Origin of the sequence: Alishewanella longhuensis (assembly GCF_014653435.1) — a bacterium.
Classification (GTDB): Bacteria; Pseudomonadota; Gammaproteobacteria; order Enterobacterales; family Alteromonadaceae; genus Alishewanella; species Alishewanella longhuensis.
The window spans coordinates 586,557-613,382 of sequence record NZ_BNAO01000001.1; the positions used below are offsets into that span (position 1 = coordinate 586,557).

Here is a 26,826-nt window from a genome sequence, read left to right on the forward strand (position 1 = left end):
ATAGACCCATGTTGCTGAGTATAAAATACCGCAATAAAGTAGCATTTTAGCAGCGTCGTTAGTTATAACCTTCAAGGAAGCCTGGGCATGGCAGTGAACAGCCGTTTGTATTTAAGTTTTGCGCTGATAAGTTTGCTAATGATTGAAACATTGTTTTTAGGAAACAGTTTTTCGCTGCAGTGGCATAGCCCGAAATTGATGTATCAGGTGAGTGCCTATCTGGTACCGGTGAAACTTGCGCTAACTGGCCTGGCGCTTTGGTGGTTAAGCGGGATGCTGCTAACCGGTTGGCGTAAATATGCGCGTGTTGTGTTTGCCAGCGTGGCCGTGATGCATATGGCGCTGCTTAGTTTGGTGTGTGCGAGTTACATATTTCTCGATTTTGCGCCGCAAGCTAAACAATATCGGTTACAGGGTAATATCGCTGTTTATACGGCAGATCCTGGCGCTATGGGCCGTGCCTATCATTATTTTAGCTATGTTTGCCGCAATGATTATGGTTTCTATCAATTAACGCCAATCAGCAGGCTAAATTGGCTAGGCGAGTTTGAATTTACCGAACAGCACGGCGAACTGGTGATCACGGGGTCGGCAGCAGGAACCGAACCGATTCGCCTGGCAATCGCTCAGTATCAGTGTAGCTAGTGTTTTCTTTCGTTCTAGCGAAGTGTTAGGCTGCCTCTATGGTGTTAATAAGGTGAGCCACACGCATGCGCATTTGGACGTACATTATTGTTAGCTGTATTATTAACTGTCTTTCCGGGGGCTTTAGTGCGCCCCTTTTCGCGACTGAGCCTGAGCCTATCGCGCAGCCATGGCAAGTACAGCCAGTATCTGTAAAGCACCCTGCTATGCTTGAGGTTGTTGCTGCAGATGCCCGGTTGGAGCTATTGGCCAAAGGTTTTCGATGGTCAGAAGGCCCTGTTGTTGAGCCTGCAAGTGGCGATGTTTTATTCTCTGATGTGCCAGAGAATATTGTCTATCGCTGGAGTGCGTCGCAGGGGTTAAGTGTCTATTTAAAGCCATCGGGTTATACCGGCATCTACCCTGAAGATAACTTACAGCAAGGCGCTAATGGTCTGATTTTTAATAGCGATAATCAGTTGGTTTTGGCGCAGCATGGCGACAGACGCTTAGCAATTTTACAAGATGCAGCAACGTCGGTACCGCAATATCTTACTTTGGCGGGCGAGTATCAGAATAAGCTTTTTAACAGCCCGAACGATTTAGTGCAGCACAGCAGCGGTGCCTATTATTTTACCGATCCGCCCTATGGTTTAAAAGGCGCAGATAACGCCGCGCAAAAGCAACAACAGGCTAACGGTATCTATCGGGTAAGCGTGGATGGCAGCGTTAGCCTGCTGGCTGCCAATTTAACCCGGCCTAATGGTTTAGCCTTTTCGCCGGATGAGCAGTGGCTTTATGTTGCAAATTCAGACCCGGCTGCGGCACAGTGGTGGCGTTATCCTGTGCAAGCCGATGGCCAGTTAGGCGCAGCTGAATTGTTTTTTGATGCTACGGCTGTCGCACAAAGCACCCATGGCTTACCCGATGGCTTAAAGATATTGCCTTCTGGCATCTTACTTGCCACCGGGCCTGGCGGGGTTTGGGTTATTTCGCCAACGGCTGAACACTTAGGCACCATCCTAACCGGTGTTGCAGCTGCTAATGTCGCATTAAGTTTGGATAACGACTGGCTTTATATTACCGCAAGTCAGTATTTGTTAAGGATTAAGCTGGCGCCTTGATTGCTACTGCACCCATTTTTAATCTGGCCGCCAGGAGTTATTTGGGTTAGGGTGAATAGCCCGGCTAGCATTTTCTGCCCTTAGAGTGAGCTAAAATTAATGAATTACCTTACTGTGTTAACTGCCTTAGGCTTTGCTGTCGCGATACCGGGTGTTGCTAAAACACCGGCGTTAACGTCTTCGTCTGCTGCTTTTGAGCAGTTTTTTCAGCAATTGAGCCTGCAATGCGGTAAGGCGTATCCGGGTAAGCTGACCCTGGAGCCGGAAGGTGACGATATGCTAACCGGTACTGAGTTATTGATTGTGCATTTTCGCGAATGCACTGATTCGCAATTAAAGGTGCCTTTTCATATTGAGCTGGAAGCCACTGCAGACTGGAACCGTTCCCGTACCTGGATCTTTACGAAACACGCCGATAAGCTGGAGCTGCGCCATGATCATCGTACGAAAGAAGGTGATGACGACAAGGTCACCATGTACGGTGGGTTTTCTTATGGAGAGGGTACGGTTATCCGGCATGAGTTTCAGTCAGTAGAGAGAACGGCGGAGTCAGGTTATTTTCGCGGCTGGCGCATCGAAATTGAACCAGGGGTACGTTATACCTATGGCACGGTGCGCGGCAGTGAATGGAGCTGGCGTATCGATTTTGACTTAAGCCAGCCGCTTGCTGAGTTACCACCCGCGCCCTGGGGCCATAGCGAATAGCTGGGTCGGCTACTACGAGGCGGCAGTTTGCCTGGTAGCGTGGTTGCAGTGGCTAATATTGCGTGTCGTAGTCGTTATGATCGAAATCGTCACCATCACTGTCATCTGCCGTCATTAGCGTCAGAATTTCAGTAATTTTTGTTTCGTAACGTTTTAAGGCGGCTTGGTCGGCGTTCGTTAAACACGAGCGAATAACTTTATTTAGCTGCTGCATTTGTAGCATGCTTTTACCAATAGCTGAGTTTGCATCCGGTGTAATATCGTATTGTTGTAAATGCGCTGCCATTGCAGTTAAAGCTTGCGACGTCACTTTCATACTCAGCTCATAGTATTCGGCGCCCGAGCGGAAGCCATACTGTTTAATTAGCTCTTCAAACTGACGCACCTGCGCCTGGGTGACATTGTCTTGGTTAAACGACTGATAGTGTTTTTGCCAATCACAATGTGGCGCTAATACTAAATTCGGCTCAACTTGGTTGTCATCTTGAAATTGCTGATCCAAAGCACGCACTGCCGCATGGCTGGCTTGCAATCGATCAAGGTTTTCTGCGGTAATCAGGGTACTGGCCTGGCAGCTAAAGGCCAGTAAGCTAGTTAATATTAACGAAAACGGTATCAGCTTGCGCATGTTAAATCCTTTATACCTTCGAGAAGTTGTAAATATGTTAGGTGTTTTTCGCTAAAAATTAAAGGCTGATGACAAAGGTAGACTGCTGCAGAGTTACAAAAAGCCATGCGAAGCAATGCTTGGCGTACATAAAGCAAATCGCTCGGTCATCGCACGGCTTTGGGGCTTTGGTTAGCAGCCGCAACTGTAGTGGAGCCTTTTAACACACTTCCATTTACTTATTGCGGCTATCCGGTGTCTTAGCGATAAAAAGCTTCAACAGTGCCTTTGGCGGTCATCAGCAGTGGCTGGCCACGGCGATCTAACGCCTTAGCCGAGGCAATTTTTACCCAACCTTCGCTAATGCAATATTCTTCTACATCAAAGCGTTCTTTGCCATTTAGCTTAATACCCACTTCATGCTCAAATACTGCAGCATTGTAGAACTTGCTACGCGGGTTTACTGATAAACGGTCTGGTAAAGCTGGGCGGGTAGTGGTGTCGTTCATGGTGGTTTTTCTTAAGTAAAATAAAAGTGTGGCCATTGTAGGCAAAGCCAGCATTTTGCTCAAGCGTAAAGCATAATCGCCGGCCAGCTTTGAGTGTTAATGCTACTTTTTTGCGGTTTTCTGGGGTTTTATGTTGCTTTTTTTGGGTGTTCGGTAAACATTGAATTGGCCTTGGTTAATTTCTTTCGTAAGCTCTATTTACTTTATTTTGACCCGTTGTTACTCTCATCATGGTCATGTACCTATTATCACAAGCACAAGGATTGTCGCTGTCAGCTAAAACTTGGCTAATAGCTTGTCCTTCATTACTCACCTAATGTGGAAATTATTAAGATGCGCAAAACCTTTTTGGCGGGCCTGCTGCTAAGTCTGTTTTCGGTGTCAGCTCAACCGCTAGTATCACCAAGCTCCAATACTAATGCGTTACATCCAGCACAAGATTACTTTAGCCAAGCCATTACTTTTGAGGTGGACCAGGTCTTAGATGAAGGCATTTTGGCCTATGCCAATCTTGTCGCTCAAGGCGATAAGGTTACGGTAGTAAGTAGTAGCAAGGGACTAGCTATTCTCGAAACGGGCGAAGAAGGATATCAATTAGTTCAGCAGTTATTATTTAGTGACTTAGGTTATCCCGAGAATACGCATGTTAATCAGCTTATGGTGGCAGCAAGCGATAAATGGCTGATGCTAGTTGTAAACGACACCATAGTGAGTATGCCTCTTGATATCAACTATCAGGTTGATGTGACACAGTTAAGTTCTATACCGAGCCAGTATGGTACTTTGTATTTAGCCGGTGAGCTTGCCGTTTTAGACTTGGGTTCTGTGATAGAAACTTATGGCATTGCCGCTACAACAGGCAGGTTAACCAAGCTTAGCGACTTTGCAAAGACAGATCCTGTTAGCAATCTAGCGGTGAGCGACGGGCTATTGCTACTGGGTTATTCTAGTTGGGCCAATACGGAAGATAATTTAGTTATTTATCGGTTTGATGATAATAATTGGCAACGCGTTGCCAGTCATAAAATGGACCCCGATCAGTGGGGTAATTATTACGTGGATCACCTGACAATAAGCCCCAGTGGTCGTAGTATTATTTATGGTGGCAATAGCACCAGTTATGTTTTCCAATTTGATCCAGCTACGGCTCAGCTTACAGAAATTAACCATGGTTTTAACCTATTTGATTTTTATACCAACGACATTAGATATTTAACTGATAACAGTGTTCTGCTTAGAACCTATGATGGTTTGCGCTTAATTAACCCACAAAATAGGCAAGTGATTGCTACGGCTGATCTTTCTAATTTCCAGTCGTCTAACTTTTTACGTCATTTAGATGTGCAGCCCACAGCCATTACCTTATTAAGCAATGCTGGTTTACTGCAGCTTGATGCCACTACTTTGATACAAAAAAGGGTACTTAAGCCAGGTGAGCAGGATATAGTACTTAATTTTGGTATGTCTCCTAAGCTTTATAAATTAAACGAACAGTCGTTTTTACAACGTGACGAGCAGACCTTAAGACTGTTTAAATTCAATGAGCTCGGTTTGCCGGAGCAAATTCAATCTAGCTCGATGTTAGAGCTGCTGGTCCACAATAATTTTTACTTTAATTTTGAAATGCGAGCTCTGGGTGAGGGGCTTTTTGTATTTCTTTCAGGTCCTCAATACACCTTAGTGCGGCAAGATCCACAAACTGCGTTATTACAAAATGTCAGCCATGGTATTTTAACAGGGCGAGATGGTAACCCGCTGTACTACACTAATAATGCTATCGCTGTACTAGGTAATCATCTGGTTATGGGTAGTGGTGATACTCTGAGTTTGTATAGTTTAACGCCTAGCAATCAGCTGCAATTTGTTGACGCACTGGTAAATGGTGCCTCTGGCGTTAGCGGGATCGCACACATTGATATGTTGCTGCAAATGGGTAATAACCTTTACACGGTTGATAATCGACAGCAGAAAATTAGCCACTTTTTCCTTAATAACAATCGTTTACAGCAAAAGAAAGTTTATAGCGGTTTGTCTTTCCCTGGTTTTACCAATTTTTACCAAAGAAACGATCTTATCACTTTGCTAAGTAACCAGTACTTGCAAGTGCTAAAAGTTGCAGAGAATGGCGATTTAACCTTTCTGGGAAACCAGTTTTTGCAAACGGATAATCAAACGTGGTTGCCAATTGGTGAGCGTTTTGTTGCCGTAAGGAATTGGGATGGTTTTCATATTTTAGAGCAAGACGATACTAATGGTGCTTGGGCCAATAGTTTACAGCTCAGTAACGAACAGCTTTGGCAAGATCACCAATTTAATCAAAGTAGCCTGGTGTCCTTAGCCGGTAGTTTGGGTATTTATGGCCCGAATGCGCAGCGTTTATTAAAATTTAAGCATAATAGCGCACCTTTTGTTCCAGATAGCACTAAACTGAACCTGACCCTGAATCAGGGCCAGCGTTTTGAGCTGGCGTTGCCTACAGTGATTCGTGATGAAGAAGATGCGGAGTTAACCTTTACGCTTGAACAGGGTGCAGCGGCTTTTAGTATCAATACTAATAATCAGTTGGTATTTACTGGTCAAAGCAGCCAGTCAGGTCGTATCGCCGTCGTTGCCGCAGATCCTGCTGAGTTAAGCTCGGGGATTGTATTTACCTATCAACTGAATTTGGCACCCACCCTTTCAGGTACTTTACCGGCGTTCAGTGTCGAAGAAGGCGCACCGCTACAAATAGAGTTAGCACAATATTTTACCGATCCTGAAGGCAAAGCAGTTCAATTTGCACTGGCTACCGGACAAGCTGACTTAACACTGTCTAGCACGGGGTTGCTAACTGGACGATTAAATAGTGCGGGCACGGCAACAGTAAACTTCAATGTGTCAGATGCCGCAGGGGCCATTTCTGCGCAATCGTTACAAATTAATGTTACCGCTAAACCTAAAAAGAGTTCTGGCGGTAGTGTTAGCGGCTGGTTGCTAGGCCTACTCATGGCGACAGCACTGGTAAGAGTAAGCCGCAGACGCTAAAAAATTAGAAGCCATTAAGCTACTTTAAGCCCCGCTGTTTGGGGCTTTTTTATTACTTTGCTGTGATAATAGCCGCTATTTATTAATCAACCTGCGGCAGCGGCGGGTTGGCGAATAATGTGACTCTGGATATCACAATTTGCTGCCAAAGCTGCTCGCGGCTTGGTTCATCGAGTTTGCTGCTACGTTTGCTTATGGCCAAAAACAGATCTTGTCGTAAAAAGGCGGGCTCAATTTTGCGAATTTTGTGTGCTTGCGGGTGCTCTGCTAACTGTGCTTCGGCTACGCTCCCTGGTAAAACATAGCCATCGAGGCGGTTGTTTAATACCAGCGCCAAACCAGAACCTATCGATGAATCGAGCGGTTGTAATACGCCCAGCTGTTTTAATTTGTGTTCAGCTACATAACCTTTTGGCGCTGCCAGGCCATAATGCACACCGGTAATTTGCTCACCATCCCAGTGCAAGGCGCTATCGGCTAAAGCATAGATATAGTAGTTCACAAAGGTTAGGCGCTTTTCTGTATCAGGTAGCTGTTGCTGTAGCGGAAAGTAAAAGTTTTCAGCTCGTTCAGCTGTCCAACCCACACCTATAGCAGCATCCATTTGCCCTCTGCTCGCTTCTGCTAAACAGCGCCGCCAGGGTAGGCGATGTAACTGATACGGCAGCTGTTGTTGTTGCAACGCATGCGCAACTACTGCAGCGTGAAAGCCGGCAATACGTTCGTTGCCAATTTGCAATTGCGGTAGGTTCGGTGTCTCGTCAAAAGACTCATAACAAAGTTGTAAAGGGCGTTGCGCGTGCGCCATATTGCTGCACAGTAACAGTAGTGTGGCCCTAAGTAGGTGTTTTAGCATATTGCGCCAATAACTTTGGGTGAATGCACTTATCTTAGCGCAGTTATGTCATTAATTGTGGTGAAATAAGGTGAGACTTAGCAAAGATTGTTAAAAACAGCATCGTCAGTTGCACAGGTTTTAGCTTGCCAGTATGCAGCTCGATAAATAGGCACTGAAATTCGGTTAGCTCGTTACTCTGGGGCTTTGGTTGGAATAAAAAAGGCAGTGGTTTAAGCCACTGCCTGAGGAGCATAAAGTCTATGGCAGTTACGGATTATAACTTACCGTTAAAGTCACTCCAGTAAAGCTGCTATATGCACGGATACTTACATGCCACACGTCAGCTGCTGGGTTATTGAAGTTGCAGCTTTCGTTATTACCCTGCAGGTAAGGACGGCAATCAAAGGTCGTGGTGGTTGGTCTGCTACCACGACGTACATACAGATCAGCATCCCCTGTGCCACCGGCAATGGTTGCCGTTAAGGTTTGCATACCTGCCGGTACGGTAACGGTATAGTGCAGCCAGTTATTGGTGGTGGCAGATAAATTACTGACACTGCCGCCGCCACCGGTACCACCAGTGCCTTGTGCCGCTAGCACTGCGGCATTGGCATCAACAATCCCTACACCACAGCCACTGCAACTTGCTGGGAAGCTACGTGCGGTATTTTTCAGAATCGTTTCAATTTCATCGGGTGTTGCGTTAGGTTTAGCTTGTTTGATCAGTGCAGCGACACCGGCAACATGGGGTGCTGCCATTGAGGTGCCCTGACTATAACCATAGTTATCGTTACCCGGTGTAGTGGTACCGCTATTGTAAGTTGATAGTACGCCGTTTGGATCGTTAGCCGAGCTCATTTGGCCACCTGGTGCGGCGACATCTACGCTACTGCCAAAGTTAGAATAACTGGCACGGCCACCCTGGCGGTTAGTAGCGGCAACGTTAATTACGCCATTACAATTGCCTGGGTTAAAGTTGTTGGCGTTGGCATTGCTATTACCTGCGGCAACCACTACGGCTGCACCACGGCTACGCGCTTGATTGATTGCATTTTGGGTGGTGGTGGAACAGCTACCTGAGCCACCAAGACTCATATTAATCACACTGGCCGGATTAGGGTTAGCAGGCACGCCACTTACGGTACCGCCCGCGGCCCAGATAATGCCGTCAGCGATATCTGAGGTGTAACCGCCACATTTTCCTAATACCCGTACTGGAACGATCTTTGCGTTAAAGGCAACACCCGCAACGCCAGTGTTATTGTTACTTACCGCAGCAATAGTGCCGGCAACATGAGTACCATGCCAGCTGGAAGCTCTAAATGATGTGGGTTGCCCATTACCGCATTCCCCGGCGTTAGTCCAATCACCAGGATCGCGGGCGTCGTTATCGCGGCCGTTACCATCGTTACCAATAAAGGCATCGGAAATCATATCGTAACCCGGCAGCAAGTTAGCGTTTAAGTCCGGATGTGGCCGATAACCGGTATCCAATACTGCGACGACCACACCTTGGCCAGTGGCTTTATCCCAAGCGGCCGGTGCCCGGATGCCACCGACATTTTCATAGTAATGCCATTGATTGGTATAAAGCGTATCGTTAGGCGTTAGCGTAGGTTGTAGTAATTGATCTTCTTCCACAAATTCTACTTCATCATCCATTGCCAGTTGGCGCAGCAGTTCGGCGGTTTCATTTACTGATAAACGACGCTCAGCGCCAAACACTGCATGGCGCTCTAGTGCCGCTTCCCGTATAAACTTTACCGGCTTACCAGCACGTTGGCTAAAGCGCTCGGCTTTTGCGTTCATCCGTTCAGCCTTGCGTTGTTTTGCCATACTGGCAGGCAAGCTTTGGGCTACTCTGGCCGTGGGGCTTTCTTTATATTTTACGATCACCCGGGTAACAGGCCCATCTTGATAATCGTTAGTGTCATCGGCAAATGCCGGTTGTACCAGCAGCGTTGCTGGTATGCACAGCAGTGCCAGTGTTTTGATTTTAAAAATGTTATTTGGCATGTAAGTACCTTATTTATTGTTATGGGATCCCTGGTAAATGATGACAACTTGCTATAACACCACAGCAACATCAGTTGAATGTTTTATGACAAAGCTGTAGGTGCTGTAAATCAACAAAAGATGGACAGCCAAAAATGGCTATACCCAATTCGGGGGATTTTTTTCTGAAAAAGGTCTTTTTTGTCTATATGCAAAGCGGTTGATATTGCGCAAACGGAGTAAAAACGGCTGGTGTTATATTTTGTTTACATGCTTTTTTATAACCTGTAGTTATATTGTATAACAAATTAGTTGGATATTTGTGGTGGAAGCTCAAGGTAAGTTTATTATTAATATAGTATTTTTTTATTATAGCTAATTAGTGCCGTTGCGTCGGGCTTTGGCGATTGAGTTATCTAATAAATTTGTCACCGAGTAAACCTGCACCTAAATGCCCGGTTTTTACATATATTAAAGCTCCGTCAGCTTGGGTATAAGGTTGATGTTTACTATAGCGGGGGCTACGCAACCAACTGCCCGCAGGGTACTGGCCGTGTTCATCAAAAAAACAGCCTTCCAGCACCAATATCTCCTCGCCGCCAGGGTGGATATGAGGTTTAAACTGGGTATTAGGTGCCCAGCGTACCAAGGCGGTATTAATACCATTATGTTCATGCAGCGGTAGTACGGTTAGACCAGGTACTAAGCCTTGATGCCAGCGAGCCTTATTAGTATCAAGAGTTAGCTGTGTGGTATCGTCGGCATTAAATTGCCAGAGCTTAACCAGCAAGGTGCAGCCTGTTAGGGAGAATGGCTGGTGCGAGCTTCCCGGAGGGTTACGTAAATAGGTGCCCGCAGGGTAACTACCATGCTCGTCATTAAATACGCCTGCAAGCACGAAGATTTCTTCTCCGCCATCATGCTGATGGCTGCTGTAACCCGCGCCAGCAGCATAGCGCACTATACTGGTAGCGCGTGCAACCTCGGCTCCGGCGCGATCAAGCATCATTCTGGTTACCCCTGCCAGGGGCGAAGGTACAAAGCAGTAATCATCTGGCAAGATGACTACTCGCTGGCTAAGGTCATGATTTAATTGCATGGCGTGTAACGATTAGCCGAAATGGCAGAAACACAATTTATTGCCATCAGCATCACGCACATAAGCGCCGTAAAACTGGTTGGGGATACGCTGACCCGGTGCACCATCGCAACTGGCGCCTAATTCAACTGCTTTGTGGTAGAGCTTATCAACGGCTTCTTTTGAACCCGGTGCCAATGACACCATATTACCGTTACCTGGGTGAGCAGGCTCTTTATTAAAAGGCACGCATACCGCTAACATAGGTTGGGCCATGCTTTTACCAAAAAAGGTAATACGGTCCATATCCAGTAATTTTTTAGCACCTAGCTCGCCGAGCAGAGCACTATAGAAATTTTTGGCAGCAGCAAAATCACTAACACCAAGGGTAACGTAGCTAAGCATAATAACTCCTGAATTTACTCGTTGTTTAGCGAGTATAACGTTAAAAAGATAGTAAAAATATCTATGTTGATGGCTAGAGTATGCCTTAATACGTGTAGTATTTGGCTTTAGAGCACTGATCTTAAATAAAGAAACTGAACGGGTTAAATGTTGTGCTGCTAAGAATAACACTTTGACTCTGGTGAAGTCTCTGGCAGACTTCTAGAAGTCTTTTGATGAATTTATGTTAGGAACTGTACTATGAAACAAAATACTCGATTAATTCATGCGGGGCGGAGTAAAAAATGGACCGGAACAGCGGTTAACCCTCCAGTAGTGCGAGCTTCTACCATTGTGTTTGATACCATGAGCGAGCTCAAAGAAGCAACCAGACAACGAGGTAACAGGGTACCTTTTTATGGGCGGCGTGGTACCCAAACGCATTTTGCTTTTCAGGAAGCGATGTGTGAGCTGGAGGGCGGCGCCGGTTGCGCACTTTATCCTTGCGGAGCTGCTGCGGTAAGTGGTGCTTTGCTTTCTTTTTTAAAGCAAGGTGATCACTTGTTGATGGTAGATAATGCCTATGAACCGACCCGAGGGTTATGCGATAAGTTGTTGGCCGGTTTAGGTATTGAAACAACCTACTATGATCCTTTGGTGGGGGCAGGCATCGTCGATCTGATCAAACCCAATACCCGGGTGATTTTTTTAGAATCACCGGGCTCGTTAACGATGGAAGTGCAAGATATTCCGGCCATTTGTCAGGTCGCGCAAGCGCACAACATCATCACTATTTTAGATAATACCTGGGCATCACCCATTTTATGTCAGCCTTTTGCGCTTGGCGTGGATATCTCGATTCAAGCGGCCACCAAATATATAGTTGGCCACTCTGATGTGATGCTGGGCACGGCCTCTGCCACCGCCAAACACTGGCCACAGCTGCGTGAGCATAGTTACTTAATGGGGTATTGCGCCTCGGCAGATGATGTATATGCCGCCAGCAGAGGCTTACGTACTTTAGGCGTGCGCTTAACGCAGCACGAACAAAGTGCCCTAAAGGTGGCGCATTGGTTAGCGGCAAGGCCGGAGGTTGCGACGATTCGTCATCCTGCTTTTAGCGACAACCCCGGCCAGCAATTTTTTAAACGGGATTTTACCGGTAGTAATGGCTTATTCTCATTTGTATTAACGCAAGGTACCGCAGAGCAGGTGCAAGCCTTTATTGAGGGTATGCAGCACTTTAAAATGGGTTTTTCCTGGGGCGGCTATGAAAGCTTAATCACGGCAACCATGAATGTGCAGGCGCTACGCACCGCAACAAGCTGGCCTTATAGTGGCCCGTTAATTCGATTGCATATCGGTTTAGAAGATCCAGATGATCTGATTGCTGATTTGGAGCAGGCGTTTTTGCGTTTCGCTACTGCCTAATTATTATTCATCATTATGCATGTTTGAGCTGCCTGCTGGCAGCTTAAAATCTCACCAGTGCGCTGTTTGTTTAGTGAACTACTTGCTCGTACCATAAACAACTACTGAATATTTATTCATCGAACGAAGTGTTTTAAGCAACTTCTGCTGGTAGTTCTGCCGAAAATCCATACAATGCCGCCCCTCTGAAGGTTTATCAATTTACCATCGCAACGTTGGTGAAGTTGTCTTGGCCGGTTTTCGGCTGTTTTTATCAGGAGTTACTATGTCTGTACGTTCTTCCTCTGTGGCTTTAGGCCGCCTGAGTATGGTTGCTGTTGCCGTAGCCGCGGTCAGCCCGGTAGCGGTATTGGCACAAACAACGGAAGCTGCGCCAGAGCGAATTCAGGTTACCGGTTCGCGTATTTTACGTGAAGGCGCTATTGCTCCTTCACCTGTTACCGTCATTTCAGGGCGTGATCTGGTAGAAACCGGTGCCATGAATATCGGTGAAGTATTAAAAGAACTACCATCACTGGCTGCAACTTACACCCTAGCCAATGCGGGCCGTTCAATTGGCACTGCAGGTTTAAGCTTACTTGATCTACGTGGTATGGGCGCCTCTCGTACTCTGGTATTAGTGGATGGTCGTCGTCACGTTTCTAGCAGCGCAGGTTCAGCATCGGTAGATACCAACAGTATTCCAACCGCTTGGTTAGACTCGGTAGAAATTATCACCGGTGGTGCCTCAGCAGTTTATGGTGCAGATGCGGTAACGGGTGTTGTTAATTTTAGATTGAAAAAAGACATTCAGGGTTTTGAGATGGTACTTAGCAAAGGCTTTGCTGATGACAACCCGTATGAAAACCACAAAGCCTTATTATCTTTTGGTACTGATTTTGCCGGTGGGCGGGGTAATTTTGCGGTGGCTGCGGAGTTCTCTGGTCAGGATGGTATGAATGCAACAGAGCGTAGCAAAACCCGCACACCCTATATGTCAGTAGCTAACCCACTGGATGGTGACTACCGTGATAGCAATGGTGTATTTATTCATGATGGTATTCCAGACAGAATTACGGTAGCGAATGCTGGTTGGTATGACAGCTCAACTGCAGGTAACTTTTTCTTAAATGGCGATTGGTACATCTTCAACCAAGACGGTAGCGTACGTTTACAAGATTTAGGCACCACCTACGGTAATATCGAACATTGTAGTAATTGTGAATTTTTAAATCTGCGCGAGTATCAGGATTTACAGCCGGGCTTTAACCGCCAAAACCTGAATATGAAAGCTAATTTTGACCTGACCGATAGCATTAATTTGTTTGCTGAAGGCAAATATGTGCGTAGTAAAGGCAGCAGTGAAGGCCAGCCATCATTTTTTGAATATGGCTCTGCCATCCAAATCAAACGGGACAATGCCTTCCTGGATGAGAGCACTGCAGCCTTAATGGACGCCAATAATTTACAAACATTACGCATTCACCGCTTCCAAAAAGATGCTGGCCGTCGTTTTGAACAAAATACCCGTACTACATCACGTTTTGTAGTAGGTGCTCAGGGCGAGCTGTCTGCCGACTGGGGCTTTGAAGCCTATGTCACCCACGGTGAAACCAAGTTAGAACAAGTTAACCACAACAACCTGATGCGCACGAACTTTGCACAATCTGTTGATGCCATTGTTGACGCAAACGGTAACATTGTTTGTCGTGATGTGGTAGCACGCGCCAACGGCTGTGTACCCACCAGTTTATTTGGTGACAATGCTATTAATCAGGGCGCTCGTGACTGGTTCAATACCACCTCATACAGCCATAGCACTATCCGTCAGCAAGTGGCTAACGCCAGTGTAAACAACAGCGCGATCTTTGAATTACCTGCAGGTAACGTTGGTTTTTCTGCCGGTGTTGAATATCGCAATGAAGAAAGTGAATCTGTGCCTGATCGTTTTGCGGCTACAGGTGCGACTTTCTTAAATTCATTACAATATATGCGCGGTGAGTTTGATGTAAAAGAGGCCTTTACAGAAATATCAATTCCCTTGTTAGCCGACTTACCTTTAGTGCAGGACTTAACCTTTGATGCCGCAGTACGTTATGCGGACTACAGCACTATTGGCGATGCGACCAGCTGGAAGACGGGCTTAGATTGGAATATCAATGGTGAATTCCGTATCCGTGCTACTTATTCAGAAGCCTTACGTGCCCCTAATATTGGCGAACTGTTTGGCCCGCAAAACCAAACGTTCTTCCGGGTAACGGATCCTTGTGCGACGACTGAGCGTCAGAGCCAAATCCGTGTTAATAACTGTGCAGCAATTGGTATTGCTCCTGATCTGCAGTTAAACAACCCGGCGGCAACGGTAGAGGGACTAAGTGGCGGCAACCCAGACTTACTAGCTGAAAAATCTAACAGCTACACTGTGGGTTTTGTGCTCCAGCCAGAGGCTATTCGTGGTTTTAGTTTAACGGTTGACTACTGGTCAATTGAAATCGATGATGCTATTGCCGCTATTTCAGCACAAAATATTTTGAACCGTTGTGTAGATTCAGCCAGTGGTCCAAATATGCAGTTCTGTAATTTAGTACAACGTAACCCAGAGACAAAAGGCTTACAGTTAATTACGTCTGTGGTGCAAAACGTGGCGTCACAAACTGCCAGTGGTGTCGATTTTGAGTTTGGTTATGACTTTGATGCACTGAATGGTCGTTTCAATACAAAGCTAATTGGTACTTGGTTAGAATCACGTAAAACTTATTCGTTCCAGGATTTCCCTAGCGAGTACATTGAAAATGCAGGAGTAGCGGGTGACGCAACCTGGCAAGCCAACTTAAGCGTGAACTACCGTTATGATGCCTGGACTGCAGGTGTGAAAACACGTTATATCGATGCGGTATCACTTTATACCTCACAATCTTTAGCGTTAAACCCGGATCCAAGTGACATTATGAGTTACGGTAGCTACTTTGTAACAGACATTCGTGTCGGTTACGACTTTGCCAGCGGTGTAAAATTAGCCGTAGGTATGGATAACGTCTTTAACCGCAATTTACCAGGTGTTAGCACTGGTACTACAGTAGAAACGGGTCTTTATAACAATATTGGTCGCTTCTACTACACCAGCTTGTCTTACGCCTTCTAATTGCTTAGTTTATACTGAGTTTAAAGCCAAGCCCGATCTTTGTATCGGGCTTTTTTATATCTGTATGAAATGTCATTGTTGACAGTACTTCCGCTAAGGGCATAGCGGCTAATTTAGGCTGCTTGCCTACTTTAATTGTAGCTTTGCACGCAGTTACGACCAAGATGTTTTGCCTGATAAAGGGCTTCGTCGGCGTGTTGTAGCAGGTCCTGCCAATCTATAGCATGCTTGCTACTTGCCACCCCGATACTAACGGTTAACGACAATGGCGCCGGCGTTAGTAAAGGATGCTGTTCAATAGTTTGCCTTATTCTGTTGGCAATTTGCTTCGCGGTTTCCGGTTCTGTATTGGGCAAACAGATTAAAAATTCTTCGCCACCAAAACGGAAGATTACATCATAGTCTCGTGACAGTTCAGTAGTAAGATCAGCAATATGCTTAATTGCTAAGTCACCCGCAGCGTGGCCAAGCGTATCGTTTACCTGTTTAAAATGGTCTATATCCATAAGCAGTAAACTTACTGGCGTTTGGGTGCGGGCGGCGCGGTTTAATTCACCGGCTAATCGCAGTTCAAGCGAGCGGCGGTTTAATAAACCCGTTAACGGGTCTCGCTCTGAGAGTTTAAGCAAGGCCTGTTGTTGTTGGCTGTGGCTTAGCATAATAATGCAGCCAAAGATCAGAATGGCAAAAGCAGTGAGGCTAAAAAAGCCAATACTATAAATAACAGCACTGTGTTGGGTTTGTAGCAACTGGTAGTGTTCCAGCGCCATATAGGCAGAACGTAAACTGAATTGCATAATGTTGAAGGCAAAGGTCGCGATAAATGCCAGATACACTTTACCATGCTCATTGCGGCGATGTTGCCAGAGCATCTGCATGCACCAAAAGTTGAGTAAAATCACAGTTGGGATGGCAATTAACATACGATTAGCGACATGACTAAGGGCAAAGTCAGTGAAATGCAGTATATAGATAGCTAAAAATACCAATAATAACCAAATACGTTTACCTGATAATTGTAGGTGCCGATGAATACCGGCTGCTAAAGCAATATGGGCACCAACGCTTAAGGTATTAGTCAGCGCAGGGGATAACCAGTATGGTAGTGGTTCTCCGACGTAATGAATCATACTAAAGATGGCGTTTAATAAGGTACAGAGGGCGGCCAGCATAAAATAACGTTGATAGCGGAACTGTCGCTCCGCTTTATTTTGAAATGCTAGAACAGCGGTCACCACTACGGCAATAAAGGCATTAACGACCGTGAGGGTAAAAACATCCATAGTGAATTATGTAGCCCTAAAAAAGAAGGCGCAGAATCTAGCACAAAAAAACAGCAACTGGCAATTGGTCTGAAGGGTAGTGGCTAACTTTTTATATTGGTATAGCGCAGCTTGTATTTTGACAGTATTGACAACAAGAGCCGTACCCGGAGGTAATAATGAAGTTCTTTAATCAACTAACGACAACGCAACGCCGCGGGGGGCTTGTGCTGGCGATCTTGGTGCTGAGTTTAATATTATATAACGGCGTGTTACAGCAACGGCTGGTCAATCCTTTATTGGCTCCGCTGGATCAGCAAGCGCAGCAAGTGTTACAGCGCAGTTTATTGCTTAGCAGTGCGTCTTTCGCAACCGCCAGGCTAATTGACCGCGGTATAGCCTTTGTTTCTGAGGCACAATTTAGCGTGGGGGTCGCCAGCATTAAACCTGGTCAGATGCTTAAACCACTGCAAGATATGGCTGTACGCTATTCCGATATGATGGTGCTGGCAATGGCATCGGTAGGTTTGCAGTTATTTTTACTGGAGTTTGGCAAGGTGGCAGCTTTACCGCTATTTGGTAGCGGTGCCGTCGTTGCAGCTTTGCTCTGGTTAGTCGGGCCTGCAGGTTGGCGACCCTTGTTAACTTATATATTTCGTAGTTTTATGGTGCTGCTTATCTTGGTGCGAATTGGCATTCCGTTAGCGGCAGTAGCGGTGGGGCAGTTATCAGGATGGGTGTTAGAACCACAAAGGCTGGCAGCGGAGGCGGCACTTAGTGTAGAAACGGCACAGCTACAGCAAGTGGAGCAACCGTTGGGATCACCCGATGACGGTGCCTTGGCCTGGCTAAAACAGCTTGCCGCGAATGCCAACGAGTTGTTTGCAGCGGTGAGAGCTTTCTCTGATAGCATGGTAGAAAAGTTTATTCAATTGATAGTGGTATACAGCCTGCAAACACTGATCTTTCCATTGTTGTCATTATACTTGCTCTGGCAACTGGGATGCTGGTTGGTGCGCCGCCCCTTACCTGTAGCGTTGCAGCCTGTGTCCTAATACTTGCTTCGTGTTCCCTCTGCAAAAAAGGCCTGCACTTGCAGGCCTTGTTTTAACTACTGCGTTTAAAGATTAAAAACCTGGCTGATAACGGATAGCGATACCAAAGGTACGCCCCTGTACTGGATAATCGCTTACGGTATTAAAGTGGTTAGCGCCTGATAGTGGCAACGGTGGCGCCTTATCGGTCAGGTTATCAATACCGGCATTAAGCGTAACGTCGTCCGTCACACGCCAGGATGCTGCTAAATCCAGATAGTTTTGGGCGCCGATACCGACATTGCGATTCGCGGCATTCTCTACAGCACCGATGCGTCGCCAGCCTAATTGTACGCCGAGTGTATCCAGGTTCCAATCCAGCGTTACCCGATGTTTATAATCAGATTGCAGCAAACTGGCGAAGTCTCCTGAGCAAGCCCCGCCATAAGTCCCCTTACAATCAATTGCCGCAACAGTGGCATTGTTTTGCCGGCTTTGTTTAGTAATAAAGGTACCTTGGAAGCTGGCTTTAAAACTACCGCCCATAGCTTTTGGTGCCGCGAAACGATAATTGATGGCTAAATCTACGCCCGCTTGTTCAATAGCTGCCAAGTTAAAATCGTTAACAATGGCGGTACTTATTAAACCGGTAGTGGGGTTACGCAATACGGCATCACACAAGGGGTTACCCGCCACAGGGTTGTCGATATAGCAGTTCTTTAATGCTGCAGCAGGCTGAATTTGACTTACGGCATCGGTGATTTCGATATTGTAATAGTCGATAGTGGTATCAAAACCGCTTAAGAAGCTGGGAGTTAATACTAAACCCAGCGTAGTAGATTTAGCTTGCTCGGGTTTAATATTGGGGTTACCCCCGAAAGTATAGGCGGCAGTTGAGGCATCAAAAGGCGTGCCAACCGGCGCTGCGCCATAGCGCGCGCACTGTTCCGCATTACCGGTACCTAGCAAACATGGATCGCCATCATAACGACCGGCAAAACGCGGTACAAACTGCTCACTGGTTTGGTCAAACAAGGCGAGAGACAAACCGGTGATAGGACTGGCGAATTCGCCAAGATTAGGGGCACGAAATGCGGTTTGATAACTACCGCGAACCCGCACCTGGCGGTTGATAGCCCAGTTTAGCCCCAGTTTGTAGGTATTCTCAGCATCGGTATTGGAATATTCAGAAATCCGGTAGGCAGCTTCAAAATCCAGTTGGTCGGCAAAGGGTTTGTCGAGCAGCAACGGCACTAATATTTCGGCATAGGTTTCTTTACTGTCAAAACCAGCATTCATATCAAATACGCTTACTGCGGCAAAGCTGGTGCCATTGCGAAAGGCGTCGCCTGGCGTTTGTAAACCGGTTTCTTTGCGATACTCATATCCTAAGGCGAAATTAACCGGGCCTGCAGGTAATTCAAATAACGGCGAGGAATCGCCAGACAAGGTGACTGCAGTAACGCTTTGGGTTCTTTCGCGGTTTGAATAGAGCAAAGGGACACTAAAATCCGTTAAATCCAAATTAGGATTAAACAAATCAACACTATTGGCCAAGGCAGCAAAACGGCTACCACCGCTGTTATTCAGGCGATAGGCATTATTATATATAGTGGATGTTTCATCGGTACGACCATATTGGGCATAAGCATCATAACGTAGAGTGTCGGTGATAAAACCACGCAGGCCCAACTGGAACTGGCTTGCTTCGCGAACCGCCTTAGTATTTTGTACTCCAAGTCCTAAATTACGTTCAACATTAACCCGGGCATTACCTGCGGCGTCAAAGGTTAAACGATCGCGAATAGCGGGAGAGAGAAAAGGGTTGCTGCTGTTTAGTGTTACCGTTTCATTCACTGATATTGGTGTTTGACCACTGGCGCCAGCACCGGTGACTTTCACTTTGGCATACATACCACGGCCATATAGTTCGACATGCTCGCTCAAATCTACGCCAAAAAACAAGCCGGCCGATAGCCGATCCATCGGTTGTGTTAAATAGCGATCACCTGTTACGTTGACGGTATTTCGCCCGCTGGTGATAGCGCCGCTATCATTAATACCAAAGCTATTGCCAGTGGCAACATCGGTATAAAAACCGCCGGTATTGATCATGCTACCGCTATTTTGGATAGCCCAGCTGCGCTCTTTGGCCAACAATGGCTTGCGTTCAGAATAACCGATATAGCCAGTAAGATGACCTCTGCCGCCAGCAATATCGCCGCCAAAAATAGCCTCAGTGTTAAGCTTCTCACCACCGCCGTCAGCAACTTCATAACTACTGGATAGCTCTACACCATCAAAAGTATCGTTCATAATAAAGTTAACCACCCCCGCCACGGCATCCGCACCGTATACGGCTGCCGCACCGCCGGTTAATACATCTACTCGTTTAATTAGGCCTGCAGGGATAATATTCACGTCTACTGCGTTGCGAAAGCTAAAAGGAACAGCGCGAGTACCGTTAATTAATACCAAAGTGCGGTTTTGCCCTAAACCACGTAAATCAATAGTGGAAGAACCAAGCGAATCGCCTACTGTTGCGCCTGTGGCGTTGGCTCCGGCAGCCGCTTGCGGTAACTTGGCCGAAATATCTTCCACGTTAACTGCGCGATCCAACTGAATTTGTACTTCATCAACTGATGTGACTGGGCTAGAGCTCACCAGTTCAGTGCGGGCTATACGGGAGCCGGTGATAGTGATAACTTCAGTTTTTGCCGCCTGTTCGCTACTTGCTGTCGTATCGTCAGTTTGCTGGGCAAGAGCGATATGGCTGCACAGTGCCAATTGCACCGCAGCAGTTACTAAGGATAGGCGACGCCATTGCGAACGCGGGTTGCTGGATACAGGGAGTGACTGCATTTTTAGGTTCCTTTTTTAACCGGAATGTTTTGGGTAAGTTTTGAATTATTTATACGTTATTAACTTTGCGTTGTTGAATATATATACCAGAATGCCCTATTATTCAAATTAATATTTCAGAATTCTGCCAGGTTTCATGTATAAAATATACGAGCTCGGCTAGCAGAATCGACTTCAGAGCAAGCAGTGTTTCAGCATTTAAGTGAGAGGGCTTATGCATCACCATATCGAAAAACTGTATCAAAGCGCTGCTAAGCCGCAGCGCAAAATTATTGGCCTAATGAGCGGCACCTCGTTAGATGGTCTGGATATCGCATTATGTTCTATCAGCGGTGATGGACTAGATACTCAGGTTACGCTAGAACGTTTTACTACGGTGAGTTATCAGAATGACTACCGGCAGCGGGTACGTTCGGTGTTTTCAAAGCGTGATGTTGATTTGCAAACGGTGACCTTGTTAAACCCCTGGATAGGGATAGAGCATGGCCGGATGATTAACCAGTGCTTAGCCGACTGGCAAATACCAGCCGCACAGATAGATGTTATTGCCAGCCATGGCCAAACTGTTTTTCATTGTCCGTTACGTCAGCATAATGATCAGCGCTGGGGCAATGCGACGTTGCAACTCGGTGATGGTGATCATTTAGCGGTGACCACCGGTATCACCACCATCAGTGATTTTCGGCAAAAGCATATAGCCGCAGGTGGTGAGGGTGCGCCGTTGGCGGTGTACGGTGATTACTTGTTGTTTAGCTCAGCAAGCGAAAACCGCATTATGCTGAATATCGGCGGTATTGCTAACCTAACCTGGTTGCCGAAAAGTCGCGATGCAAATTCGGTGTTTAGCACTGATATTGGCCCAGGCAATACTATGATGGATGCGTATATCCAGCAGTTAATGCCAGGGCAATTGTTCGATGAAGGCGCTAAGCTCGCCTTGCAGGGGCAGGTCTCCGCGAAGTTGTTGGCAGCGTTAAAACAAGATCCGTTTTTTGCCTTAGGCTTTCCGAAAACGACCGGCCCAGAAGTGTTTAACCTTAACTATTTAGCCCGGGCGCAGCAAATTAGCGGTACAAGCGCTTTGGCTCCGGCGGACGTAATGGCCACATTGAACCAGTTTAGCGCGCAAATGATTATTGGCGCTATTCAGCAGAGCTGCGCCGCAGAAAATTGTGTAATTTATGCCAGTGGTGGTGGTATTCACAATCCGATGCTAATGAGCCAATTGCAACAGGCCTTGCCACAATATCGCATTACCACAACGGCCGAGTTGGCCATTAATCCGGATGCTAAAGAGGCGGTATTGTTTGCTATTTTGGCTAACGAGTGCCTAGTTGGCGGCAAACAGCGCTTTAGCAATGCCCGTGAAGGGATCCCCGGTGTAACGATGGGAAAAATTAGTTTTGCCGATTAAGCTGTTTTTGCCTGGCGAAATTTATTAAACTTATTGTAACAATAGGTTTATAGCAGTTAAATGGCCAGGAGCATGGATGAGATTTCAATATAGCGTATTAGGATTTGCCACATTTTTGGGATTAACCAGTGTGGCGTTGCCTGCTCAGGCCAATTCGAGCCAGGTATTAGGTTTTTTTGCCGAGAGTAGCGGTGATTTATATGCTAAAGGTGTGGCAATAGCCTGGCGGCAAAGTGATAACTCGCCTTACTATGCCGATGTCGGGTTGAGCTATCAGCAGCTACGGCTGCGGGATACGCCAGCGGAATATCGGCGAGACCAAATTTCACCTTTTTTTGTAACGGGGAGGGTTGGCATTAAGGCACCGGTGAGTCCATATTTTCAAGTGGGTGTTGATGTGGCGCATCTGGTCAAGTCGCTCTTTGAAGAGTATGGCGAGTCCTGCTGCAATGTCAGTGCGCAGTTAGGCGTGACCTTGTTAGCGGATTCGCCAGTGCAGATAGACTTATATGGTACCTGGTACAGCGTTAAGTACAGCACGGGTTATTCGCAGGATCGCTATCAAAATGATCGCTGGCAGTCTCGTGAGGAGTACAAGCGTTTCTCTCCCCTTGGGGTTGGCATGCGGCTTAGTCTGCTTTTTTAGTCTGGCAGGGGATAGCGGTTGAATTTAAAGCCAGCCGTACAACATAAAGAAACTATAGTGCTGCTCTTCGTGGTCTTTACTCAGAAAGGTTGCTTGAATTTGTTCTGAGGTAGCAAACTTCGACAGCATTGGCATAGCTGCCTTACGTAATTGCGGATTATCATACTGCAACATGGCGATACAAAGGGTGTCAGAACAATTTAACTGCAACAGCGTACCCAATGCATAATGGTTAAACTGTTGCTGTAATTGCTGTTGTCTTTGATAAGTACTGGTGTTAGTAGCCTGCTGCTCCAACTGCCACATGGCTTGCTGTAATTGTTCAGGATTTAGCTTAAGCACGCTTTCGGTTAAATTTAACGTCGCTGTATTTTCTTCCATCTGTATCAGCTCTGCTAAATCATAAATTGCTGACTGAGAGCTTGCCTCAGCAGGGACATCAATAGTGTCTGTTGGCAATGTTGCTGCCGCAGCAACAACATTGCCAGCGGGCACCAGGCTGCCAGCAGTCATTAAAGTGGCTTGGGCAGGAATAACGGTGTCTGTTTGTTGAGCGGCTTGGCTTGCTGCGGCAGGGGCCGCAAGCTGTTTACCCGACCACTTGCCTGCTTGATATACCAGGGTGGCCGTAATAATAAGCGCTAATATGATGAAGATGGTTTTTTGCATATTGCTTCCTGCTCTTTTTTTGCCCTTTTAATGAACAGTCAGGATTAAGTAAAACGTGACATTAGTCAATATTATTGATGGAGGGCGTTGGTTTAATGGCGAGTGGTAAGGTAGGGGGAACCGCAGGCGGCGCTGGCTTGCTCAGGATCACTCTGAGAAGACCTGCTTTACCTGCGGTGACTTAGCTCGCAACTTAACAACGGGGTTAGTCTTTCTTCAATTCCAATCGGCCACTTACTGTGTTGATATCAATATTGCCGCTACCGTTCCCAGCACTAAATTGCAGGTTTGAGGCTGGACCATACTTAGCGCGGGTGGGTTGATCAGCAGTTAAGGTATTCTTTATACTGCCACCGGCAGAGGTTTTCATACTGACTCTGGCATCCAGGTTAGCCGGCAGTTTTACCTCGAATTTACCGCTGACTGAGCTACCTTTTATTCTTGGTGCAGTTTGGTTTTTCAATTCAATTTCCACACTACCATTAACACTGGAAACTTCTATTTGCTGTGTACCGTCCAGCTCTATATCCACTTCGCCATTCACTACTGTTACCATCAACTCTTGCGGGCGACTATCCAGCTCAATTTTGCCATTTACTGATTCTACCGACATCCGACCGCTGCCAGCTTTATCTGCGATTTTGCCATTGACGGTTTTTAACCGCAGCTGGCCTTGTAAGGCTTCGCTTTCGATCTTGCCATTTACAGTAGTTAGTTCAACCGTATTGGTAAGCTGCCGGGCTTTAATATCACCATTGACGGTGGTGATTTGGCTGCCACCCTGGATGCCAGTAGCAGAAACATCAACGTTAACGCCTTTAAATTCAACATTACTGCCAGCGGGTACTTCAATCACCAACGCCGAGCCCGCGGTTTTGTTGTTATTGCGCTCATGCAACTGCCTGGGCATCTTTACAATAAAGCGGGTAAAACCGCCGGCAGACTCCAGTTCAAAACCTTCGGCTTTTTCATCCAGTTTTCCCGACACCTTAAATTGGTTACCGCTGGCTGGACGAATTTCTACGTTGCCACGCTGTACATCCAGAGTGATGTTTTCATTACTGCTCACCTGGCGTTCTTCATTAATGCTCTGTTGGCTACTGGCAAATGCCAGTGTGCTAAGCAGTAACAAGGTTAAAGCGGTACTTATAATTTTGCTTTTCATAACGATTTCCTTTGGGTTAGTAATATACCGGCGTAACATCAGTAAGCATGCTGACGTAATCCAGTTGTTGTTGATATAAGCTCAGTAATTGTTGTTGGAGCTTGGGATCCTCAGGGTAAAACCCCAACGCTTGCTGTACCTGACTGATGGCGTGTTGCCACAATGCTAGTTGCCACTGCCAATCGCCATAGGCTTCATCTATCTGTTCGATGGATGCTAGTTGCAAGCTAAGCCGTTGCTGATATTGCTGTTCCAATTGTGCCACCGTGAGTGCAGGGTTCTCACCAGCGGGCTGCCACCAAATCAGCGCAAACAAAGCGAGTGCTGCCGCGAGGCCACCGCTAAGCCATAGCCAGTTGTGTTTGTGTGAGCGAGCTGGCAATCTATTTGCCAATGCCGGCCAGAGATCCTGTTCAGGAAAGCGCTCTGCTGGTAAGGAGGCCAGTAAAGTGTCTAATTCATTGTTTTGCATTTAACCACTCCTGCAACAATTGTCTGGCGCGATGATATTGTGCTTTGCTACTGCCTTCGGCGATGTTAAGTAAGCTGGCAATTTCCTGATGCTGATATCCTTCCACGGCAAATAAAACAAAGACAGCTCGTGCTTGACTCGGTAGACGCAAGATCAATTTGTCTAGTTGATGTTGCTCCTGTTCCTGAGCCACTTCAGGGATATCTGTGTATGTTTCATCAATCAATCGGGCTACCTTGTCGTGCCGCCACATATCTATGGCGGTGCGCACCGCGATACGATGCAGCCAAGTCGCAAACTGGCTATCGCCGCGAAAGTCCGGTAGCTGCTGCCAGACTTTAATAAAGGTTTCCTGTACAGCCTCTTCTGCTTTGGCTTGGTTCGCCAGCAAACGCAAGCTTATGGCATACACCCGGCCTAAGTAGTTTTTATACAGTTGTTCATAGGCGGCTTTGTCACCGGCAATGACAAGGTGTAACATAGTGCGTTCGTCTTGTAGCATGTAATAGCCTGTTGTGTTGTATGGCAGGTTAGTCGTTGCCAGGTTGGAAAAGGTTTAAATGACCTGAAAACATTTTTGATTAAGGATAAACGTTGATTAGACTTTTAGGTTGTTTAGTATGTTTTAGCGCCATGGTGCAGGCGGGCTCGCCATCCACGCCGGAACGAACTTTTTGGCAGGCACTTGCTCAGCACTGCGGCAACGCTTATGCGGGGGTTTTAGCGGTAAAGCGCACTGATCGGCCGGATATTTTAGCTGGCGATGAGCAACTGGTGGTGCATTTTCGAGAGTGTGAGGACAACTTGTTGGCGCTACCTTTTCATATTGGTAAGGCAGATGGCAGCTGGGATCGATCCCGCACCTGGCGCTATACTTGGCAGGGCTCGCAACTAGAGCTACGACATGATCATCGCTTAGCCAATGGTGAGCCTGATCTGGAAAACACCTTATATGGTGGTGTAAGCATTGAGGGTAATGCTGAGGTGCAGCGTTTTTTATTTGCTGAGCGCACCGCAGAAAATGGCGATGCCCTGGGCTGGCAAATTGAAATTGTGCCAGGGGAGCGCTACAGCTACGGAACCTTTAGCGGCGCCAACTGGACTTGGCGCCTGGATTTTGATTTACGTAAATCACTTAGTGAATTGCCCCCTGCTCCCTGGGGGTTTTAAGCAGGAGCGAGCGACTTAGGTAAATTTCGGCTGGCGGCTTGTACGCAACAAATCCGTTATGATAAACCTAAGTTGCCGGTGCCCAAGCTGCAATTGCACTTTGTCGCCAGCGCACTTACCTAAGATTGCTCTGCCAAGAGGCGAGATCACGGCTAATTCTCCTTTGTGTAAATTCGTCGTTGTTTTGGTGAGATTAAGCCAGCACTTACTCCCATCTTCAAGCGCAACCAGCTGCACAGAACAGCCTAGTGTTGCTCTTAAGCGCTTCCCTGCAAGTGCTCTTTTTTTCGGGCACTCAGTAAGGTAGCTAAATGCTGTTGATAGTTGACGCAAGTTCAATGGCACCCAGCTGGTAGTAATAAGCCAACGTTGAATATCGCACTTTGACAGGTGTGTTTCCTTGTCAGGTGACAAAAATGACATAGCTGCTCCGTTTTTATCAGCATTTGCAATTAACAAACTCGTGTTTAGGTTATGCTTTTCAAGCATAAAAGGGCTGCCATAGCGCAGCCCGGTGTGTTCAGCGCTATTCTTGTTGCTGACGCTTATCCTTTTTTAGCCTGCGTTTTGCTTTAATATCGTGCTGTGGCTTTTTCTTCGCTTTTTCTTTACTCATTGCTAATCTCCAAACCGATGGCACCTCGGGTCTGAGGTCGCAGCAGGCTGCAGAGGGTAGATGCCGTTATAAAAGG

General features: G+C 46.7%; 23 protein-coding genes. 10 read left to right on the forward strand and 13 right to left on the reverse strand.

From position 1 onward, the window contains the following. The first annotated feature begins 87 nt into the window (after positions 1 to 87). The 3 genes from IE163_RS02465 to IE163_RS02475 all read left to right on the forward strand — a co-directional run bounded on the left by IE163_RS02465 (position 88) and on the right by IE163_RS02475 (position 2,453). Complete coding sequence (locus tag IE163_RS02465) at positions 88 to 645, forward strand: hypothetical protein (protein WP_189429798.1); 558 nt, start codon at positions 88 to 90, stop codon at positions 643 to 645. Between the two features lie 65 nt (positions 646 to 710). Further along, complete coding sequence (locus IE163_RS02470; RefSeq protein ID WP_189429800.1) at positions 711 to 1,748, forward strand: SMP-30/gluconolactonase/LRE family protein; 1,038 nt, start codon at positions 711 to 713, stop codon at positions 1,746 to 1,748. A 99-nt stretch (positions 1,749 to 1,847) separates the two neighbouring features. Then, complete coding sequence (locus IE163_RS02475; protein WP_189429802.1) at positions 1,848 to 2,453, forward strand: hypothetical protein; 606 nt, start codon at positions 1,848 to 1,850, stop codon at positions 2,451 to 2,453. 52 nt (positions 2,454 to 2,505) lie between these two features. On the opposite strand, the gene IE163_RS02480 is transcribed toward IE163_RS02475, so the two are convergent. Together IE163_RS02480 and IE163_RS02485 are read right to left on the reverse strand one after the other, a co-directional pair. After that, on the reverse strand, positions 2,506 to 3,081 hold the full coding sequence (locus tag IE163_RS02480) for a hypothetical protein (protein WP_189429804.1): 576 nt from the start codon (positions 3,079 to 3,081) through the stop codon (positions 2,506 to 2,508). A 239-nt stretch (positions 3,082 to 3,320) separates the two neighbouring features. Next, on the reverse strand, positions 3,321 to 3,569 hold the full coding sequence (locus IE163_RS02485; RefSeq protein WP_189430465.1) for a DUF3297 family protein: 249 nt from the start codon (positions 3,567 to 3,569) through the stop codon (positions 3,321 to 3,323). A 333-nt stretch (positions 3,570 to 3,902) separates the two neighbouring features. Between IE163_RS02485 and IE163_RS02490 the strand changes: the two genes are divergently transcribed. Further along, positions 3,903 to 6,593, forward strand: coding sequence for an Ig-like domain-containing protein (locus IE163_RS02490; protein ID WP_189429805.1), 2,691 nt, complete (start codon positions 3,903 to 3,905; stop codon positions 6,591 to 6,593). A gap of 82 nt (positions 6,594 to 6,675) precedes the next feature. On the opposite strand, the gene IE163_RS02495 is transcribed toward IE163_RS02490, so the two are convergent. The 4 genes from IE163_RS02495 to IE163_RS02510 form a co-directional block, all read right to left on the reverse strand. Continuing rightward, the gene (locus tag IE163_RS02495) at positions 6,676 to 7,401 is read right to left on the reverse strand and encodes a transporter substrate-binding domain-containing protein (protein WP_229833403.1); all 726 of its coding nucleotides are present in this window, start codon (positions 7,399 to 7,401) and stop codon (positions 6,676 to 6,678) included. 297 nt (positions 7,402 to 7,698) lie between these two features. Beyond that, positions 7,699 to 9,447: a S8 family peptidase gene (locus tag IE163_RS02500; RefSeq protein WP_189429809.1), complete on the reverse strand. Its 1,749-nt coding sequence runs from the start codon at positions 9,445 to 9,447 to the stop codon at positions 7,699 to 7,701. Positions 9,448 to 9,838: 391 nt separating this feature from the next. Further along, on the reverse strand, positions 9,839 to 10,525 hold the full coding sequence (locus IE163_RS02505; protein WP_189429811.1) for a cupin domain-containing protein: 687 nt from the start codon (positions 10,523 to 10,525) through the stop codon (positions 9,839 to 9,841). Positions 10,526 to 10,537: 12 nt separating this feature from the next. Continuing rightward, on the reverse strand, positions 10,538 to 10,909 hold the full coding sequence (locus IE163_RS02510) for a VOC family protein (RefSeq protein WP_189429813.1): 372 nt from the start codon (positions 10,907 to 10,909) through the stop codon (positions 10,538 to 10,540). Positions 10,910 to 11,149: 240 nt separating this feature from the next. Between IE163_RS02510 and IE163_RS02515 the strand changes: the two genes are divergently transcribed. Then, a complete protein-coding gene (locus IE163_RS02515) occupies positions 11,150 to 12,319 on the forward strand; it encodes a cystathionine beta-lyase (RefSeq protein ID WP_189429815.1) in 1,170 nt (389 codons plus the stop codon). Positions 12,320 to 12,584: 265 nt separating this feature from the next. Further along, positions 12,585 to 15,440: a TonB-dependent receptor domain-containing protein gene (locus IE163_RS02520; protein ID WP_189429817.1), complete on the forward strand. Its 2,856-nt coding sequence runs from the start codon at positions 12,585 to 12,587 to the stop codon at positions 15,438 to 15,440. 131 nt (positions 15,441 to 15,571) lie between these two features. Here IE163_RS02520 and IE163_RS02525 read toward each other — a convergent pair whose 3' ends face one another. Beyond that, positions 15,572 to 16,723 carry a GGDEF domain-containing protein gene (locus tag IE163_RS02525; protein ID WP_189429825.1) on the reverse strand — a complete coding sequence of 384 codons (1,152 nt, stop codon included), beginning with the start codon at positions 16,721 to 16,723 and terminating at the stop codon, positions 15,572 to 15,574. Positions 16,724 to 16,881: 158 nt separating this feature from the next. Here IE163_RS02525 and IE163_RS02530 point away from each other — a divergent pair, with 158 nt between their 5' ends. Next, a complete protein-coding gene (locus tag IE163_RS02530; RefSeq protein WP_189429827.1) occupies positions 16,882 to 17,757 on the forward strand; it encodes a hypothetical protein in 876 nt (291 codons plus the stop codon). A 72-nt stretch (positions 17,758 to 17,829) separates the two neighbouring features. Here the strand turns inward: IE163_RS02530 and IE163_RS02535 are convergent, their stop codons facing one another. Continuing rightward, a complete protein-coding gene (locus IE163_RS02535) occupies positions 17,830 to 20,598 on the reverse strand; it encodes a TonB-dependent receptor domain-containing protein (protein ID WP_189429829.1) in 2,769 nt (922 codons plus the stop codon). Positions 20,599 to 20,812: 214 nt separating this feature from the next. On the opposite strand from IE163_RS02535, the gene IE163_RS02540 reads away from it, so the two are divergent. Beyond that, positions 20,813 to 22,012 carry an anhydro-N-acetylmuramic acid kinase gene (locus IE163_RS02540; protein ID WP_189429831.1) on the forward strand — a complete coding sequence of 400 codons (1,200 nt, stop codon included), beginning with the start codon at positions 20,813 to 20,815 and terminating at the stop codon, positions 22,010 to 22,012. A gap of 76 nt (positions 22,013 to 22,088) precedes the next feature. Then, on the forward strand, positions 22,089 to 22,658 hold the full coding sequence (locus IE163_RS02545; protein WP_189429833.1) for a hypothetical protein: 570 nt from the start codon (positions 22,089 to 22,091) through the stop codon (positions 22,656 to 22,658). Between the two features lie 24 nt (positions 22,659 to 22,682). On the opposite strand, the gene IE163_RS02550 is transcribed toward IE163_RS02545, so the two are convergent. The 4 genes from IE163_RS02550 to IE163_RS02565 all read right to left on the reverse strand — a co-directional run bounded on the left by IE163_RS02550 (position 22,683) and on the right by IE163_RS02565 (position 25,466). Continuing rightward, positions 22,683 to 23,327 carry a hypothetical protein gene (locus IE163_RS02550; RefSeq protein ID WP_189429836.1) on the reverse strand — a complete coding sequence of 215 codons (645 nt, stop codon included), beginning with the start codon at positions 23,325 to 23,327 and terminating at the stop codon, positions 22,683 to 22,685. A 205-nt stretch (positions 23,328 to 23,532) separates the two neighbouring features. Further along, entirely contained in the window at positions 23,533 to 24,492 is a 960-nt protein-coding gene (locus IE163_RS02555) for a DUF4097 family beta strand repeat-containing protein (protein WP_189429838.1), read from the reverse strand. Positions 24,493 to 24,508: 16 nt separating this feature from the next. Continuing rightward, positions 24,509 to 24,964: a hypothetical protein gene (locus tag IE163_RS02560; RefSeq protein WP_189429840.1), complete on the reverse strand. Its 456-nt coding sequence runs from the start codon at positions 24,962 to 24,964 to the stop codon at positions 24,509 to 24,511. Next, positions 24,951 to 25,466 (reverse strand): RNA polymerase sigma factor, encoded by a 516-nt coding sequence (locus IE163_RS02565; protein ID WP_189429842.1) that lies wholly within the window; start codon positions 25,464 to 25,466, stop codon positions 24,951 to 24,953. The genes IE163_RS02560 and IE163_RS02565 overlap by 14 nt, the downstream gene beginning before the upstream one ends. Before the next feature lie 92 nt (positions 25,467 to 25,558). On the opposite strand from IE163_RS02565, the gene IE163_RS02570 reads away from it, so the two are divergent. Continuing rightward, a complete protein-coding gene (locus IE163_RS02570) occupies positions 25,559 to 26,134 on the forward strand; it encodes a hypothetical protein (RefSeq protein WP_189429844.1) in 576 nt (191 codons plus the stop codon). A 15-nt stretch (positions 26,135 to 26,149) separates the two neighbouring features. Here IE163_RS02570 and IE163_RS17960 read toward each other — a convergent pair whose 3' ends face one another. Continuing rightward, on the reverse strand, positions 26,150 to 26,623 hold the full coding sequence (locus tag IE163_RS17960) for a GreA/GreB family elongation factor (RefSeq protein ID WP_373297848.1): 474 nt from the start codon (positions 26,621 to 26,623) through the stop codon (positions 26,150 to 26,152). Positions 26,624 to 26,826: the final 203 nt, after the last annotated feature.